This window comes from Colwellia sp. E150_009 (assembly GCF_053543955.1).
On the sequence record NZ_JBHFOM010000001.1, the window covers coordinates 22847 to 38801 of the forward strand.

Sequence of the window (15955 nt, forward strand, 5' to 3'; positions counted from 1 at the left end):
GGGTTACTATTAAGTAAGGGTTGATTATCCAATTACAAACCATAATAAGCCAAAGCCTAAAATTAAACGATATATAACAAAAGGCATCATGCCTAACTTATTTAGTAGAATAAGAAAGTAATGAATACAAGCGTAAGCGCTAATAAAAGCAATTAAGCTACCTAAACCAATAGCTTGCCAATCAACGCCTTCGGTTGACAAAATTAATTTCAGTGTTAAATAGCTACCTGCCATTGCAATAGCAGGAATTGATAATAAAAATGAAAAACGGGCTGCATTATCGCGAGATAAACCCAGCAGTAAACCTATTGTCATCGTGATACCTGAACGAGAAGTGCCAGGAATAAGGGCAATTGCCTGTGCTAACCCAATAAGCATAGCACCTTTTAGTCCTAACTTTTCTAACGGTTTGTGAGTTTCTCGATGGCCAGCTTTTACGTCAGCAAAGCCCAATAAAAAACCAAATAACAAAGTCGTTAGTGCAATAATAAGCGCCGAACGTAAATGCTCTTCAATAAAGTCTTTGCCAAGTAAACCAAATAACCCTGCGGGTATCGTAGCGAAAATAATCCACCAAGCGAGTTTACCTTCAAATTTAACTTGAGTGTCTGTGCTATTTTTAGCTGGACCAATATGTATTGTACCTAGCCATGCCACAGACATTGTGCCCAGCTCTTTTCGAAAATATAACATTACAGCCAATAATGTACCTACATGAACCGCAACATCGAAACCTAGCCCTTGATCTTGCCAGCCTAAAATTTGTGAAGGCAAGATCAAATGGGCAGAGCTAGAAATAGGTAAAAACTCGGTTAGGCCTTGTAATAAAGCCAAAATAATGATCTCTAACGTACTCATAAGGTTTTCTATTTTCCTTTTATTTTATTGAATTCCAACAATTTTCCACTTTAGTGAGTTGTTGGCTTATTTTGTTATAGTTTTGCCAAAGTGTTTGATAATCAACCTTGATTATTGGATGAATAAGCGTAGGGGCAATTTCACTTAGCGGCCAAAGTACAAAAGCATTTTTATCTATTTCGTCTCGAGGTAATTGTGCTGGCTTATTAATGATTAAGTCATCATAAAGTAATAAGTCAAGATCTAGGGTTCGTGGACTAAATTTTTTAGCATCAAGTGTACGTCCATAATCAATTTCAATAGCACGCAATTTCATTACAACTTGGTCAACACTGTATTGGGTCTTTATACCAATAACCATATTGTAAAAAGCATTGCCGTTAAAGCCCACGGCTTCACTTTCGAACAATGAAGATAAAATTAATTCTTCAAAGGGTATGTTGAATGCTTTTGCTAATGCGTTAAGACCATTTTGAACATGATATTCACGTTCAATATTGCTTCCTAAAGAGATATATATAGTAGCCATCAGTTAGTTTGATTTATCATCAGTTTTTTGTTCAAGCTGACCGCGTTCAATTTTAACACCAACAGTTGTCGCATTATGTACTGCGCCAGGCTTACCTAGTGTTAGTCGTAACCAAGGAATATTAAATTGTGTACGTAAATAAGCAGCCAATCGCTCTGCTAATGTTTCTAATAAATCAACAGGGTTTTCATTTGCAAATATTTCAATGGCTTGAGATATTTCAGCGTAATCAAGCGTTTTATTCAGCTCGTCGTTCAGCGCAGCTTTAGAGGTATCCCAAGCCATCTCAACATCAATAACTAATGTTTGTTTTATTTCTTTTTCCCAAGGAAAGAAGCCAATGGTGCATTGAATCGTTAACCCTTTGATAAAAACCTTGTCCATTTGCTACCTGTTTTCAAATTATTTTAAAATAAAAAGCGAGTTTACCTGTGCAAGTGTAGAAAAACTAGCAGATAACAAGATAGAATAGATAAAATAGTTATTTTTCTGATAATTCTTATTGTTATGTTGTTATTAATATGTTTTTACTAACGCTTGCCATGATCATTGTTGCTTATTTATTAGGCTCAATTTCTAGTGCTATTTTAGTATGTAGAATACTTGGTTTACCAGATCCTCGTACCACAGGTTCGAAAAACCCTGGAGCAACTAATGTTTTAAGAATAAGCAATAAATTAACGGCTGCCACTGTATTATTTTTAGATATATTGAAAGGTACTATACCTGTATGGGGAGCTTATTTTTTGCAAGTAGAGCCTATTTATCTTGGATTTATTGGTGTCGCAGCATGTTTAGGGCATATGTACCCACTCTTCTTTAATTTTCAAGGAGGTAAAGCGGTTGCTACTGCTTTAGGAACCTTATTACCCATAGGGTTAGGTTTAGGCGTGTTGCTAATTATTACTTGGGTAAGTGTGGCTAAACTGACTAAATATTCAAGTTTAGCAGCAATTGTTACCGTTTCATTTGCACCACTTTATGTATTTTTACTAAAACCAATTTATGTTTATCCCACCTTAATGCTAAGTATGCTAATTATATGGCGCCATAAAGATAATATTTCACGTTTACTTAATGGCACAGAGAATAAAATTTCCACCAAAATTAATCAGTGATGCTTTGGGAAAATTGTGAATGTATGAATGTGTGGTTTTATGCTGCTTTATACCGCTGGCAGTGAATCCAACGACCAACGAGGATTGGCTTTAAAAGTTAAGTCTGCATGAGTACCTGCTTTTAATCGTTGTAAACCTGCGTAGGCAATCATTGCACCATTATCCGTACAAAACTCTGGCCTTGGATAAAAAACACTGCCACCAAGTTTCTGGGTGGTAACCGCTAATTTGTTACGCAATGCTGTATTTGCACTGACACCACCAGCAATCACTAAGCGATTTAAGTTTTCTTGTTTTAATGCCCGTTTGCATTTTATCGCTAACGTATCTACTACAGCTTGCTGAAAGGCATTAGCAATATCAGCATGGGTTTGTTTAAGTGCGCTTTCACTCAGGTTGTTACCTGATAAATCTGTGCATTCTTTTCTAACTAATGTACCTGCGGCTGTTTTTAAGCCACTGAAGCTGAAATCTAAACCAGGGCGATCGGTCATTGGGCGTGGTAATTTGAACCGGCCTGTAATACCCGATTCAGCCATTTTCGATAATGCAGGGCCACCTGGGTAGTCTAGTCCTAATAATTTTGCTGTTTTATCAAAAGCTTCACCAGCAGCATCGTCAACTGATTCGCCAAGTAATTTATATTGACCAATACCGTCAACGCGTACCAACATGGTATGTCCGCCGGAAACAAGCAAGGCCACAAAGGGGAATTCGGGTACATCATCTTCTAACATGGGGGCCAATAAATGACCTTCCATATGATGTACAGGCACAGCCGGTAAATTCCAGCCATAGGCTAAACTTCTACCAATTGAACAGCCAACTAATAATGCACCTACTAATCCGGGGCCAGCCGTATATGCCACACCGTCTAAATCTTGAGGGGTTAAATTTGCTTCTTTTAGTACTGCTTTTATTAAAGGAATAGTTTTACGAACATGATCTCTGGAAGCAAGTTCAGGAACAACACCACCATAATCGGCATGTACAGCTATTTGGCTATATAATTGATGTGCCAATATACCTTCAGGAAGATCGCCTTGACCATCATCGTAAATAGCAATACCAGTTTCATCGCACGAGGTTTCGATACCTAAAATTCGCATAAAGTTGATTTTTTAATAAAAAGTAGGGGGATTTTACCTGCCCTAATGACATTTCGCTAGTATATTTGCACAGACAAAGGAATTATCCTTTACATTACTTAGTGGTTAGCAGTAGAATACGTCACCCATTTTTGATAGAGCGGGTGTAAACAAGGTTATTTTCGCTGTAATAAGTAGTAAAACCGAAGTTCAACACCGATTTATATAGATACACACTAAGGTAAAAAAGTACATGCCAGTAATTAAAGTAAGAGAAAACGAACCATTTGACGTAGCTTTACGTCGTTTTAAACGTTCATGTGAAAAAGCAGGAATCCTTTCAGAAGTTCGTCGTCGCGAATGTTATGAAAAACCAACTTGGGAACGTAAACGTAAAAAAGCAGCTGCTGTTAAACGTGCTGCGAAAAAAGTTTCTCGTGAGAACGCTCGTCACGTTCGCATGTACTAAGCATTCTATTTAAGAATGTCCTTAGTCACCTTTGGAGAGTAAATAGATGTCACTTCTAGCTCAACTCAAAGATGAAATGAAAAATGCTATGCGCGCTAAAGACAAATTACGTCTTGGTGTTATCCGTATGGCGCTATCTGCTGTTAAACAAGCAGAAATTGATCACAATACTGAAGCAACTGATGACAATGTTATTGCGGTTTTAACCAAAATGGTTAAACAACGTAAAGAGTCTATTAAGATGTTTACCGACGGTGGTCGTGATGAATTAGCTGCAAAAGAGGCTGAAGAAGTTACTGCATTACAATTCTTTCTTCCTCAACCGTTAACCGATGCAGAAATTAGCACGTTAATAAATAATGCTATTGCTGAAACTGGTGCCACCTCAATGGCTGACATGGGTAAAGTAATGGCTGTATTGAAACCGTTAATGCAAGGTAAAGCAGACATGGGCGTGGTAAGCGGCCAGATACGTTCAGCTTTAAACTAGCTTATTCGTGCAGTAAAAAACTAATTGTTTAAAAACCGTAATAGCTTATGTTGTTACGGTTTTTTTGTATGTAAGCCGCACTATAATTGTTGAGCTTGCTCAGGCATTGACCATTGTTTAGCATTTAAAATTCCACGTTCTATCATGCCTCCAATACCTTGCATGCCACCAGTATGCAATAATACGATACGCTCACCACTAGAAAAATAACCTTGTTTAAGTAAATCAAGAAAAGCTAGGATCATTTTTCCTGAATATATTGGTTCAAAATCAACGCCTGTGATGTAATTAAACTCAAGAAGTTGCTTAACATCAATATTGCTAAATTTAGCATAACCACCACGATGAAAATCAGTAAGTAATTGCCAGTTATCATGTTTTTTTGCTGATGGGGGGATTAGTTTGTGTATTTCATCTACTAAATAATCTGCTTCTTTTAATACAGCAATACCTAATAATTTATGTTGTTTACTCTTTTTATTGTAATCACCAGTAATAAGACCTGCTAATGTGCCACCACTGCCTGTAGGTGTGATTAAAGTGTCAAAATTAGTTTGTTGGTTTAACTCAGTGATTATTTCAGCAACCCCTGAAATAGCATATGTATTACTACCGCCTTCAGGCACAATAAAATAATCAGGAAATGTTTGCTGTAATTGCCTTAAGTAGCCAGTATCGTGTCTACGTCGGTAAGTTTTTCTATCAACAAAATACAATTTCATACCCCAGTGTCTAGCCCAAGATAAAGTGAAATTACTGGCATAGTTTTTCTCGCCACGAATAATGCCAACACAAGGAATGTTTTGCTGATAACAGGCAAAGGCTAACGCATGAATATGATTTGAATAACTCCCACCAAAACTAATAACTCCTTTTATGTGCTCACTTTGTTTTACTTGTACTAAATTATATTTTAGTTTGCGCCATTTATTACCTGAAATAATCGGATGAATATTATCATCACGTTTAACATGAACTTGTACATTATAATGAATAAACAATGGGTGATGTATTGGCTGTAGTTCAGATAAAATGGTCATTACGTGTACATTCTGGTTTGATAAAGATAATAAGTCAGCGAAAATACTTGCAGGCATACGCCAATAAAGGATATTGTTAAAAGTACTTCTTTTAAATACTTTTTTTAGTATTTTATTTTAATATCTTAACTCAAAAGAATACAGCACTGATAAATGTCTTTACTAACAAAAATAAAAAATATAATAGCAAAAAAACAGTCAAATCAGTTGGTTGGTATTTCTTTGCAACATAACTCTGTTGCAATATGTTCTCTACCTAGTATAAAGGCTACGATTTCGTCCGAAGAAGAAGAGGTAACGGGTACAAGTTTTCAGTCGCTTAATGTTCATGAATTAAATTATTCTGCTGTAATCATTGAAGCAGAAGCGAACGAGGGGCTTGTAGGAAAATGCCATATAGTGCTAAACGGGCAGCAATCTCAAATAGTGCAAGTTGATAAACCTACAGTTCCTGCTGCTGAAATAAATAGTGCCTTGAAATGGCAAGTGAAAGATCTGGTCAGTATCTCGCCTGAAAACATGGTGCTAGATTATTTTGATGGTCCTGTGCTCGCAGGTGGGAAAGAAAAAATTAATGTAGTTTGTTCACCATTGAATGAACTTAAGCAGATTGTAAGTGCAGCAAACGCAGGCAACATGGAGGTTGCAAGTATCATAATTGCTGAATTTGCTTTTGCTAACTTATTGCCAATACAAAATGATGCTTGTTTATTAGTATGTCAACAACCCAATGAAGAAGTCGTGCTCTTGATAATCAAGCAAGGAAAGTTATACTTTCACCGAAGGTTACATGGATTTAGCCAGATAGCGAATAAATCTGAAGATGAGTTAACGATGACTGTCATTGATAGTTTTGCCTTAGAAATTCAACGTTCCTCAGATTATTTTGAACGACAATTAAAGCAAGCACCTATTAAAGATATTAAAGTGTTACTACCAATGAAAACAGAAAGTTTTTTTGCTCGAAAACTCGCTGAAAACTCTCATTTGCCTGTTAGCTTATTAGCTTTACCCAAACCCTATGAAGCTCGGCGTGAATATGCGTCAGCGATAGGCGCAACCATGAGCGAAGCAAGAGCAGCAGAGCATTTGCAGGAGTTAGCACATGACAGTTAACGCTAGCAAACTTACTATTAATTTATTACAACCAGAGCTTTTACCTAAAAAGGTTTTATTGACCTTACCACGTGTTGTTCTTGTTTGGGGTTTTACACTATTGATTATGTTAGGCTGGGTTTTACAAACGCATTACACTCAGGGAACTCTTCAAACACAGTTAACCTTTTTACAACAAGAGAATAGCGACTATACCAATTTACAAAATACACTGACAGCACAATTATCATCTCGTAAAGTTGACAGAGAATTATCAGACAAACTTGAAACACTTCAATTAATAATGAAGACCAAACAAGCGCTGCATACAAAATTAACTAATGGTAGTAATACCTATGTAACGGGTTTTGCGGGTGCGATGGGAGATCTAGCTAACTCGCATCATCAAGATATTCGTTTAATGGCGATTAATATCAATAATGACGATATGACATTTTCTGGTGTAGCTTTAACACCTGAAGCCGTACCAGCTTGGCTAGCTGGTTTTGAAAATTCGACATTATTGTCGGGCAAGTCGTTTTCGCACTTTAAATTATCAGAAAATGAACAGCATATAACTGAATTTATGGTTAGCTCAAAAGTAGAGGCGCCTAGTCATGAGTAAACAATGGCAAGAGTATTGTGACGATTATCTTAACTTAACACCCCGTGAACAATATCTGATTATCCTGACAGGGTTAGTTGCTATCATCTTTATTACTTTTTATTTGTTTATTGATGCAAAAATATTTGAAAACCGAAAGTCGGCTCAACAAATTGTGCAACTGCGAACAAGTAACCAAACATTGAATATTATGAATGCAGAAATGCAGGCTGCTTTACAACGTGACCCAAATGAAGACGCTAATAATAAAATTGCACAGTATGAAGCGAAGTTGGCAAAAATAGATGAAAAACTATTAAGTTTAACCAGTGATTTAATTAGCCCTGTGCAAATGCGATATGCTTTATTGGATTTATTAAAACTTGAAAAAAACGTGTCGTTGCTTTCTTTTGAATTATTAGGTGCAGAGCCACTTTTGTCTAATATACAATCACAAGAAGATCTAGCAGCGTTATCACCAGAATCGTCAACCGAAATATCGACAGAGCCAACATTAGATAACAAACTGCCTGCAGGGGTTAATTTATATCGTCATGGTTTTAAGATTAAACTGTCGGGCAGTTATTTTGATTTGCAAAGCTATTTGTCACGGCTTGAGCAGCTTTCTTGGAAGTTTTTCTGGCAAGATTTTAATTTCAAGGTAATTGAATATCCTAATAGCGAATTAGAAATACAAATGTATAGTTTGGGCACTAAGAAGGAGTTTGTTGGTGTTTAAATATAGTTATTTATTGTTAATTGTTCTGTTAATTATGGTAAATAAGGCTTTTTCAGCTAAGGTTGACCCAACACGTCCTTTTGGTCATAAAGGGGTAACGTCAACAACACCTGAAGGGAAAACATTGGTGTTAGAGTCAATTATTTATGGTGAAGGTGTTCATACTGTTGTAATTAGTGGTAATGTTTTGAAAGTTAAAGATTATATTGGCGAGTATCAGTTAACTGAAATCAATACACACAGTGTTGTATTACGCAGCGAAGCTGATCGAATAGAATTAACTCTGTTTAAAAACAACATTATAAAAGTGAGTGTAGCCAAGTAGGATGAAGGTGAAAAAGCACAGCTCTGTGTTTCAAATAGGAAAGCGAAGTGTTTTTTGTAGAAGCAAATTTATTGCTTAATTGTTGAATAGCAGATCAGCCTACATTGAATGATTTAATGTTAGACCATGAAAATAATAAAGATAAATGAAATTATGAAACAGCCAAAATTAAAAGTAGCCCTTTCTACCCTGTTGCTAACATTGGCAGGTTGTCAAAGCATACCTAACTCTCCTGACGACATGAAGAATGAGTTAGCGCAAGCCATTAATGAAACCGAAACATTGAATACTCCTAAAGCTTTAACAGAAGTACCTAGCTCAGTTCAACAAGAGTTAATGCAGCAAGGTTTAGCACAAGCTAAACAAGGGCTTTTATCAGAAAAAAGACTTGAGATTTCTGCTGTATCAGTTGATGCAAAAGATTTCTTTGCCGCGATTGTAGAAGGTTCTAGTTACAGTGTTGCCATTCATCCTAATGTAAGTGGTAGTATTACCTTGAATTTAACTGACGTAACGCTCACTGAAGCTATCGAGGTAATTGAAGCTATTTATGGTTATGATATTCGTATTAAAGATAATATTATTCAAGTTTATCCCGCAGGAATTCGCACAGAAACATTTGCGTTAAATTATTTGTTTTTGAAGCGCTTTGGTACTTCTAGCACGAGTATTAATTCTGGTGGTGTGTCAGAGAACGACCCTAATAGCGGGGGTAGTAGTAATAGCAATAATAGCAATAATAACAGTAGCAACCGTAGTAGCAACAATCAAAATAGCCAAAATGGTCAAGGCAATAGCGGAATTAATATTTACACTGAAAATGAATCTGATTTTTGGGTAGAGCTAAAAGAAACCCTAACGGCATTTGTTGGCACCGAGGCAGGGCGTTCTGTTATTGTGTCGCCTCAAGCTGGCTTGGTGACAGTACGAGGATTGCCAGCAGAAATTGAGGCAGTAAGAAAATTTATTGCTGAAACTGAAAGTCATTTGCATAGACAGGTCATTATTGAAGCCAAAATAATGGAGGTGACTTTAAACGATGAATACCAACAAGGTGTTCATTGGAACGAAGTGCTAGGGAGTATAGGTAAAACTGATTTTACATTCAGCACCAGCGGTAACATTAATGGTAATGCCATATCAAGCAATATTGGCGGTGCTACTTCATTGAGTTTTTCTGCCCCAGATTTTAGTGGTGTCATTGATTTACTTCAAACCCAAGGTAATGTGCAAGTGCTATCTAGCCCAAGAATTACCGCAACGAATAACCAAAAAGCAGTGATAAAAGTAGGTGAAGATGAATATTTTGTTACGGATGTATCAAGCACTACCACAACGGGCACGTCAACTACCACAACGCCAGAGGTTGAGTTAACGCCGTTTTTCTCAGGTATTGCTTTAGACGTTACTCCCCAAATAGATAAAGATGGTAGTGTTATTTTGCATGTTCATCCATCGGTTACGGTAACTGACGAGCAAAACAAAACAATTCAACTGGGCGCTGAAGAGTTAATTTTACCCCTAGCACAAAGCCGCGTTCGAGAGTCTGATACTATTATTAGGGCTAAATCAGGAGAAATAGTCGTTATCGGTGGTTTGATTGAAACCTACACTATTGACCAAGAGTCTAAAACGCCACTGTTTGGTGATATTCCAGTTATTGGTGGTTTATTTAAAAGTATCACTGATTCGACTCAAAAACGAGAATTAATTATTTTGCTTAAACCTGTTGTGATTGGTCAAGATACATGGAATACACAACTGCAAGATGCACGAGCATTATTAAAAAAATGGTTTCCTGAAGAAGATGTTTCAGTAAACCAATAAAATAGATTAGCGCTTATGTACTTGTATCATTTTGGCTTAACAGAACTTCCCTTTACACTGACGCCAAATACACATTTTTTTTTAGCGCTTGAGTCACATAATGAAGCTTTTGCTGTGTTGATGACAGCGCTAAAAACAGGTGAAGGTTTCATTAAGGTAGTGGGTGAAGTTGGCACAGGTAAAACCTTGTTGTGCCGTAAATTACTTAATGAAATCCCCGAGCATTTTGTAACAGCCTATATTCCTAACCCTTATTTGAATCCAGATGAGCTTAGAAGGGCTGTCGCACTTGAGTTAGGAGTAAAGCAAGCACAACGCATGTCTGCTCAGTTATTAACACAACGTATTCAAAATCGATTGCTTGAATTGCACAGCCAAGGACATTCTGTTGTACTTATTCTTGATGAAGCGCAGGCATTACCAGCTGAAAGCCTAGAAGCACTTCGTTTGTTTACCAACTTAGAAACAGAAACACGTAAGTTATTGCAGGTTGTGTTATTTGCTCAGCCTGAGTTAGATCAGCGTTTAGCGCAAACCGAATTTAGACAATTGTACCAACGTATTACTTTTTCTTATCGGTTAAGAGCGATGAATAATGAAGAGGTACAGCAATACATTCAACACAGATTACAAGTTGCAGGTTATAAAGGGGCAGTATTATTTTCTGAAAAACTTTGTAAAAAAATTACAAAAGCCAGTAAAGGAATACCGCGTTTAGTTAATGTGTTATGCCATAAAATGTTAATGTTAAGTTATGGGCAAGGTGGATATCAAGTCACAACAAAGCAGCTTAAGGCCGCAATAAAAGACACCGAGAGTATTGGTTGTCGTCAAGATAGCGTCCACCATTATGGTTGGATACAAAAAACCGCTGCTATTGTCATCGTTAGCTTAACATTAACGCTGCTAGGATATTTTATATATGCCTTTTATTTTGTTGGGACAGTGTAATGAGTGTTATTAATCAAATGTTAAAAGATTTAGAGGAGCGTGCACCAGAGCCAGGACGTGTATCTCTGCAATCTATTGCTCCTAAAAAGACAGCAACATTGAAAATAATACTACTTACAACAGCCGTATTGCTAAGCTTAAATGCGCTTGGTTTTTATATTTGGAACTTGCAAAAAACTCAAATACAAAGTGATCCTAAAAAGCAAAAACTAGTTAACTTAACAACAACTCCCGTACACGAAGAACAAACACAGACTCAAGCTATAGCACTTCAAGCACCCGCAGAAGTAAAAAAGAAAGCGATTGTTAATTTAGTTCATCAGTCAAAAGTGCAATTAAAATCAGAATCAGAATCAGAACCAGAAACAGAAACAAAACCTAGTTCTCTACCTATTGCACAACGGTCACAGAGTGAAGTTCAGGCTGAAGCCACACAAGAGTCGACGAAAGGTGAAACGTTTGCACCTAATATTAGTGATGAACTTGATAAAAAAGAACACATTCAGCAAACACAGGTAACAGAACAGGCACAAGTCATAGAACAAACACGGCTCGCTGGTACTGAACTTGTAAATATTGAAGTATTACCACCAACAAATACAACAGCTAAAGCAAACGGCTCACGTGGTCAAATGTCTGTTTCTCGACGTCAGTTAACATCAAGCGAGTTGATAGTACAAAAGCTGGCAAGAGCCGAAAAATCAATCAATAATAACGACATCATTAAAGCTGAACAATTATTTGAAGATATTCTCATTATTGACCCAAACCAAAAACAAGCCCGTAAAAAGCTTGCCGCTTTATGGTTTGGACGACAAGCATATCAACAGGCTGTTAATTTGCTGTCTCAAGGGATAGCAATTGATAAATTCGACAGTGAAATGCGTTTAATGAAGGCTCAAATACAACTTAAGCAAGGGCAGGAAACCGCAGCCTATAATACATTAAAGCCGTTAGCATCAATTGAACAAAAAGAATATCAAGTTATGCTTGCTAATATTGCTCAAAAAATAGAACAGTACCCAAGTGCTATAATGGCTTATCAAGTGTTGATTAAAATGCAACCTGATAATGGTCGTTGGTATTTGGGTTTGGCTATTGTTTATGACAAAAATAGCCAATTTTCATTAGCCGTTAATGCCTATGCACTTGCGTTAGCTAAAGCAGATTTATCCGCATCATCAGTTAAGTTTGCTAAGCAACGTATGCAAGCTTTAGGAGAATAAAAAGATGACAGCTCCCAAATTAAAAATGCGCTTAGGCGATCTACTCGTTCATGAGCATATTATTACTAATGAACAGTTAATGCAGGCGTTAAATAGCCAAAAAACAACGGGTCGGAAATTAGGTGATACGCTAATAGAGTTAAGTTATCTTTCTGAGCGACAGTTGTTAGAGTTTTTAGCGCAACAACTCGGTCTACCTTTTTTAGATATTAGTCAACGACGCATACCTACTGAAAGTGCTAATTTATTATCAGAAGTTCATGCAAGGCGATTACGGGCGCTGATTATTGAAGACAAAGGTGACTCTGTTATTGTTGGTATGAGTGATCCTGCTGATTTAAACGCAATTGATCAACTAGAAAAAATACTATCCCCTAAACGGTTAGAGTTTGCTGTTGTGATGGACTCACAAATGTTTGATGCATTTGACGGTCTTTATAGACGAACAGCCGACATAGAATCTTTTGCCAGTCAACTTGAAGAAGAATATGAACAGTCATCAAGTTTTGATTTATCAACCTCGTTTGTTGACGAAACAGGTGATGCAACCGTTGGTAAATTACTGCAGTCTGTGTTTGAAGATGCAGTACAAATGCGTGCGTCAGATATTCATATTGAACCTGATGAAAGCCAATTACGTATTCGCCAACGTATCGATGGGGTTTTGCAAGAAAGTATTTTAAAAGAAAGTAAAATAGCTTCGGCAATGGTCTTACGTTTAAAACTGATGGCGGGATTAGACATTTCTGAAAAACGAATACCGCAAGATGGCCGTTTTCATTTGCAAATATCGGGTCATAGTATTGATGTACGTATGTCAACAATGCCTGTGCAATATGGTGAGTCTGTGGTTATGCGATTACTTGACCAATCCGCAGGTTTACTTGCTTTTGACCAAACAGGTATGCCAGATGAGTTTATTAAGCGCATTCGGCACCAAATTACCCGTCCTCATGGAATGGTTTTGGTTACAGGACCTACAGGAAGCGGTAAAACAACTACCCTTTATGCCGCCTTAAGTGAACTCAATGTCGCCAGTAAAAAAATAATAACCGTAGAAGACCCCGTTGAGTATCGCTTGCCCCGTATTAATCAGGTACAAGTTAACCCCAAAATAGACTTAACTTTTTCAGCCGTATTACGCACAGCACTTCGTCAAGATCCCGATATTATGATGGTAGGTGAAATGCGTGATAAAGAAACGGTAGAAATTGGTTTACGTGGCGCATTAACAGGTCATTTAGTGTTGTCCACACTTCATACTAACGATGCTATTACGAGTGCGTTAAGATTAATTGATATGGGGGCTGCTGGCTTTTTAGTGGGAAGTTCATTGCGTGCGATTATTGCACAACGATTGGTACGTAGAGTTTGCGAAAGTTGTGTAGAGGAATATCAGCCAGAAGCACAAGAATTATTATGGTTAAGCAACCTAGCTGGTGATAAAGTTAAAACGACTAAATTTGTCTATGGTCGAGGTTGCCAAAGTTGTCAATATACGGGATATAAAGGCCGAATAGGGGTTTTTGAGTTGTTGGAAATGAACGAGCCAATGATGTCTGCACTAAAGCGTGATGACTCAGAAGCTTTTACGCGTTTATCAAGAGAAAACCCAACGTTTACGCCATTAGCACTTGCTGCCTTTGATTATGCGGCACAAGGTATTACCACAGTAGAAGAAGTGCTACGCTTAGTAGAAACGGTTGATGTGGTATAGAGTATAAGTTGCTTGTAAAAATACAATGCGCAAAGAGGCATAATAAATAAAAATGGCATCATTTAACTATATTGGTCGTAACAACAGTGGTAACCAAGTTAAGGGCACTATTGAAGCGAATAATACCTCAGCTGTTGCGGAGCAATTAATACGCAAAAATATTACGCCAATATCTATTGTTGGCGCAAGCAAAAATTCATCAAATAACCTTGCAAGTAAAAATGTTAACGAAATTTTTGGCTTCGACAAGGTTTCACTTGACGAGTTGATTATATTCTCACGGCAAATGTATGCGTTAATGCGTTCAGGTGTTCCTATCTTGCGTGCTATTCATGGTATGGCTGACGCAAGCACATCAAATACATTAAAAAAAGCCTTAACTGAAATAAGTGGTCAATTGGAAGGTGGATATACCTTATCTTCTGCGTTAAACCAACACCCTAATATTTTTGGTTCATTATTTGTTTCTTTAGTTCATGTTGGTGAAAATACAGGGCAATTAGAAGAATCATTTTTGAAATTAACGTCTTATTTAGAGCGAGAACAGGCGACTAGAAAGCGCATTAAAACAGCTTTGAGATACCCTTCAATGGTATTAATAGCGCTTGCTGCGGCATTGGTTATTTTAAATATTTTTGTTATTCCTACTTTTGCCAATATGTTTTCAAAATTGGGGGCTGAATTACCTTTAGCAACAAAATTTTTAATTGCTAGTTCTAACCTTTTTTTGAATTATTGGCCGTATATGCTTTTTGCTTGTATCGCGGCTTACTTTGCGCTTATACGGTCATTGAAAACTAAAAACGGGCGTTACCAATGGGATAAACGTAAAACCAAGATACCTGTTATTGGCAGTATTATTGAACGTTCAATTTTAGCTCGGTTTGCTCATAGTTTTGGTATTATTTTAAAGTCAGGTATTCCAATGACTACGGGGTTAACGCTTGTTGCTGACGCCGTAGATAATAAATTTATGCAAGAAAAAATTATTGCTATGCGAATAGCCATTGAAAGTGGTGAAAGTTTATTACGTTCAGCCATTGCCAGTAATTTATTTACGCCATTGGTTTTGCAAATGATTGCCGTAGGTGAAGAAACGGGTCGAGTGGATGAGTTACTAAAAGAAGTAGGTGATTATTACGAGCGAGAAGTTGATTACGATTTAAGTACCCTAACCGCTAGAATAGAACCCATATTATTGGTTGTGGTTGCGGTGATGGTATTAATACTAGCGTTAGGTATATTTACACCAATGTGGGATATGGCATCAGCTATGCAAGGTAAATAATACCACATATGGTATAAAATATTGTAGGTTGAAATTCATTCTGACAGAGGCTTTATGAAATGACAACAAACAGTGAAAAAAAGGAGATGTCGCTTGCCGAATTTATTGTGATTGTTGTCATTGTGGGCGTATTAATGGCCGTTTTTATTAATTTTTATATTAAAAACGAATCACAATTTAGGCAAGCGGGTTTCGCTACTATAGCGCAAACCTTTAATACCAAAGTGAATGCAGTACATGCGCAATGGATGATGGATAAACAACCCCAGACAGTTTATGTGGCATCTTTGTTCAGCAAAAAAAAACAAGCAGTGCCTGTGAATAAAGCTGGTTGGATAGACGTAAAGCAAGCTGAGTTGTCTTGTGAAGCCATTTGGCAATTAATAATGGAAGTGCCCATTAGAGATATAAAACTGGTGGTGAGTGCGGTAGAGGTGCATACATTTTATAGTGAATCAAATAGCAAAAATAGTGAATGTCGTTACGTATTACAAGACGGAAGTTATTTTCAGTACAACCCTGCGAAAGGTAAAGTGAGCAAGGTAATGACAATAAATTAGTGTTTTGATATTCCATTTGAATTTAAAGTAC

Annotated in this window: 18 protein-coding genes; 13 read left to right on the plus strand and 5 right to left on the minus strand. The window is 37.1% G+C overall.

What is annotated here, in order from left to right:
• Positions 1 to 24: 24 nt before the first annotated feature.
• The 3 genes from ACE1OF_RS00095 to folB are packed head-to-tail and all read right to left on the minus strand — an operon-like array spanning position 25 to position 1771.
• On the minus strand, positions 25 to 858 hold the full coding sequence (locus ACE1OF_RS00095) for an undecaprenyl-diphosphate phosphatase (RefSeq protein ID WP_448891783.1): 834 nt from the start codon (positions 856 to 858) through the stop codon (positions 25 to 27).
• Between the two features lie 19 nt (positions 859 to 877).
• Entirely contained in the window at positions 878 to 1387 is a 510-nt protein-coding gene (gene folK, locus ACE1OF_RS00100; RefSeq protein ID WP_448891785.1) for a 2-amino-4-hydroxy-6-hydroxymethyldihydropteridine diphosphokinase, read from the minus strand.
• A 3-nt stretch (positions 1388 to 1390) separates the two neighbouring features.
• Positions 1391 to 1771: a dihydroneopterin aldolase gene (gene folB, locus ACE1OF_RS00105; RefSeq protein ID WP_448891787.1), complete on the minus strand. Its 381-nt coding sequence runs from the start codon at positions 1769 to 1771 to the stop codon at positions 1391 to 1393.
• Positions 1772 to 1908: 137 nt separating this feature from the next.
• Between folB and plsY the strand changes: the two genes are divergently transcribed.
• Positions 1909 to 2505 carry a glycerol-3-phosphate 1-O-acyltransferase PlsY gene (plsY, locus tag ACE1OF_RS00110; RefSeq protein WP_448891788.1) on the plus strand — a complete coding sequence of 199 codons (597 nt, stop codon included), beginning with the start codon at positions 1909 to 1911 and terminating at the stop codon, positions 2503 to 2505.
• 47 nt (positions 2506 to 2552) lie between these two features.
• Here the strand turns inward: plsY and tsaD are convergent, their stop codons facing one another.
• Positions 2553 to 3614 carry a tRNA (adenosine(37)-N6)-threonylcarbamoyltransferase complex transferase subunit TsaD gene (gene tsaD, locus ACE1OF_RS00115; RefSeq protein WP_448891790.1) on the minus strand — a complete coding sequence of 354 codons (1062 nt, stop codon included), beginning with the start codon at positions 3612 to 3614 and terminating at the stop codon, positions 2553 to 2555.
• Positions 3615 to 3846: 232 nt separating this feature from the next.
• Between tsaD and rpsU the strand changes: the two genes are divergently transcribed.
• Both rpsU and ACE1OF_RS00125 read left to right on the plus strand, forming a co-directional pair.
• Complete coding sequence (gene rpsU / locus ACE1OF_RS00120) at positions 3847 to 4062, plus strand: 30S ribosomal protein S21 (protein ID WP_114326764.1); 216 nt, start codon at positions 3847 to 3849, stop codon at positions 4060 to 4062.
• A gap of 46 nt (positions 4063 to 4108) precedes the next feature.
• Entirely contained in the window at positions 4109 to 4552 is a 444-nt protein-coding gene (locus ACE1OF_RS00125; protein ID WP_448891792.1) for a GatB/YqeY domain-containing protein, read from the plus strand.
• An 80-nt stretch (positions 4553 to 4632) separates the two neighbouring features.
• Here the strand turns inward: ACE1OF_RS00125 and ACE1OF_RS00130 are convergent, their stop codons facing one another.
• Positions 4633 to 5592 (minus strand): 1-aminocyclopropane-1-carboxylate deaminase/D-cysteine desulfhydrase, encoded by a 960-nt coding sequence (locus ACE1OF_RS00130; RefSeq protein WP_448891794.1) that lies wholly within the window; start codon positions 5590 to 5592, stop codon positions 4633 to 4635.
• 153 nt (positions 5593 to 5745) lie between these two features.
• Here ACE1OF_RS00130 and ACE1OF_RS00135 point away from each other — a divergent pair, with 153 nt between their 5' ends.
• The 10 genes from ACE1OF_RS00135 to ACE1OF_RS00180 all read left to right on the plus strand — a co-directional run bounded on the left by ACE1OF_RS00135 (position 5746) and on the right by ACE1OF_RS00180 (position 15924).
• On the plus strand, positions 5746 to 6708 hold the full coding sequence (locus tag ACE1OF_RS00135) for a hypothetical protein (RefSeq protein ID WP_448891796.1): 963 nt from the start codon (positions 5746 to 5748) through the stop codon (positions 6706 to 6708).
• Positions 6698 to 7312, plus strand: a complete 615-nt coding sequence (locus tag ACE1OF_RS00140; RefSeq protein WP_448891798.1) for a PilN domain-containing protein — start codon at positions 6698 to 6700, stop codon at positions 7310 to 7312. The genes ACE1OF_RS00135 and ACE1OF_RS00140 overlap by 11 nt, the downstream gene beginning before the upstream one ends.
• On the plus strand, positions 7305 to 8030 hold the full coding sequence (locus ACE1OF_RS00145; RefSeq protein WP_448891799.1) for a hypothetical protein: 726 nt from the start codon (positions 7305 to 7307) through the stop codon (positions 8028 to 8030). The genes ACE1OF_RS00140 and ACE1OF_RS00145 overlap by 8 nt, the downstream gene beginning before the upstream one ends.
• On the plus strand, positions 8023 to 8355 hold the full coding sequence (locus tag ACE1OF_RS00150) for a hypothetical protein (RefSeq protein WP_448891801.1): 333 nt from the start codon (positions 8023 to 8025) through the stop codon (positions 8353 to 8355). The genes ACE1OF_RS00145 and ACE1OF_RS00150 overlap by 8 nt, the downstream gene beginning before the upstream one ends.
• Before the next feature lie 153 nt (positions 8356 to 8508).
• Entirely contained in the window at positions 8509 to 10182 is a 1674-nt protein-coding gene (gene mshL, locus ACE1OF_RS00155; RefSeq protein ID WP_448891803.1) for a pilus (MSHA type) biogenesis protein MshL, read from the plus strand.
• Between the two features lie 15 nt (positions 10183 to 10197).
• Complete coding sequence (locus ACE1OF_RS00160) at positions 10198 to 11133, plus strand: ExeA family protein (protein ID WP_448891805.1); 936 nt, start codon at positions 10198 to 10200, stop codon at positions 11131 to 11133.
• Positions 11133 to 12359 carry a tetratricopeptide repeat protein gene (locus ACE1OF_RS00165; protein WP_448891807.1) on the plus strand — a complete coding sequence of 409 codons (1227 nt, stop codon included), beginning with the start codon at positions 11133 to 11135 and terminating at the stop codon, positions 12357 to 12359. Before ACE1OF_RS00160 ends, ACE1OF_RS00165 begins: the two co-directional genes overlap by 1 nt.
• Positions 12360 to 12363: 4 nt before the next feature.
• Positions 12364 to 14076, plus strand: a complete 1713-nt coding sequence (locus tag ACE1OF_RS00170) for a GspE/PulE family protein (RefSeq protein WP_448891809.1) — start codon at positions 12364 to 12366, stop codon at positions 14074 to 14076.
• A 52-nt stretch (positions 14077 to 14128) separates the two neighbouring features.
• Positions 14129 to 15364, plus strand: a complete 1236-nt coding sequence (locus ACE1OF_RS00175; RefSeq protein WP_448891811.1) for a type II secretion system F family protein — start codon at positions 14129 to 14131, stop codon at positions 15362 to 15364.
• A gap of 59 nt (positions 15365 to 15423) precedes the next feature.
• Positions 15424 to 15924, plus strand: a complete 501-nt coding sequence (locus ACE1OF_RS00180; RefSeq protein WP_448891812.1) for a hypothetical protein — start codon at positions 15424 to 15426, stop codon at positions 15922 to 15924.
• The last annotated feature ends 31 nt before the right edge of the window (positions 15925 to 15955 follow it).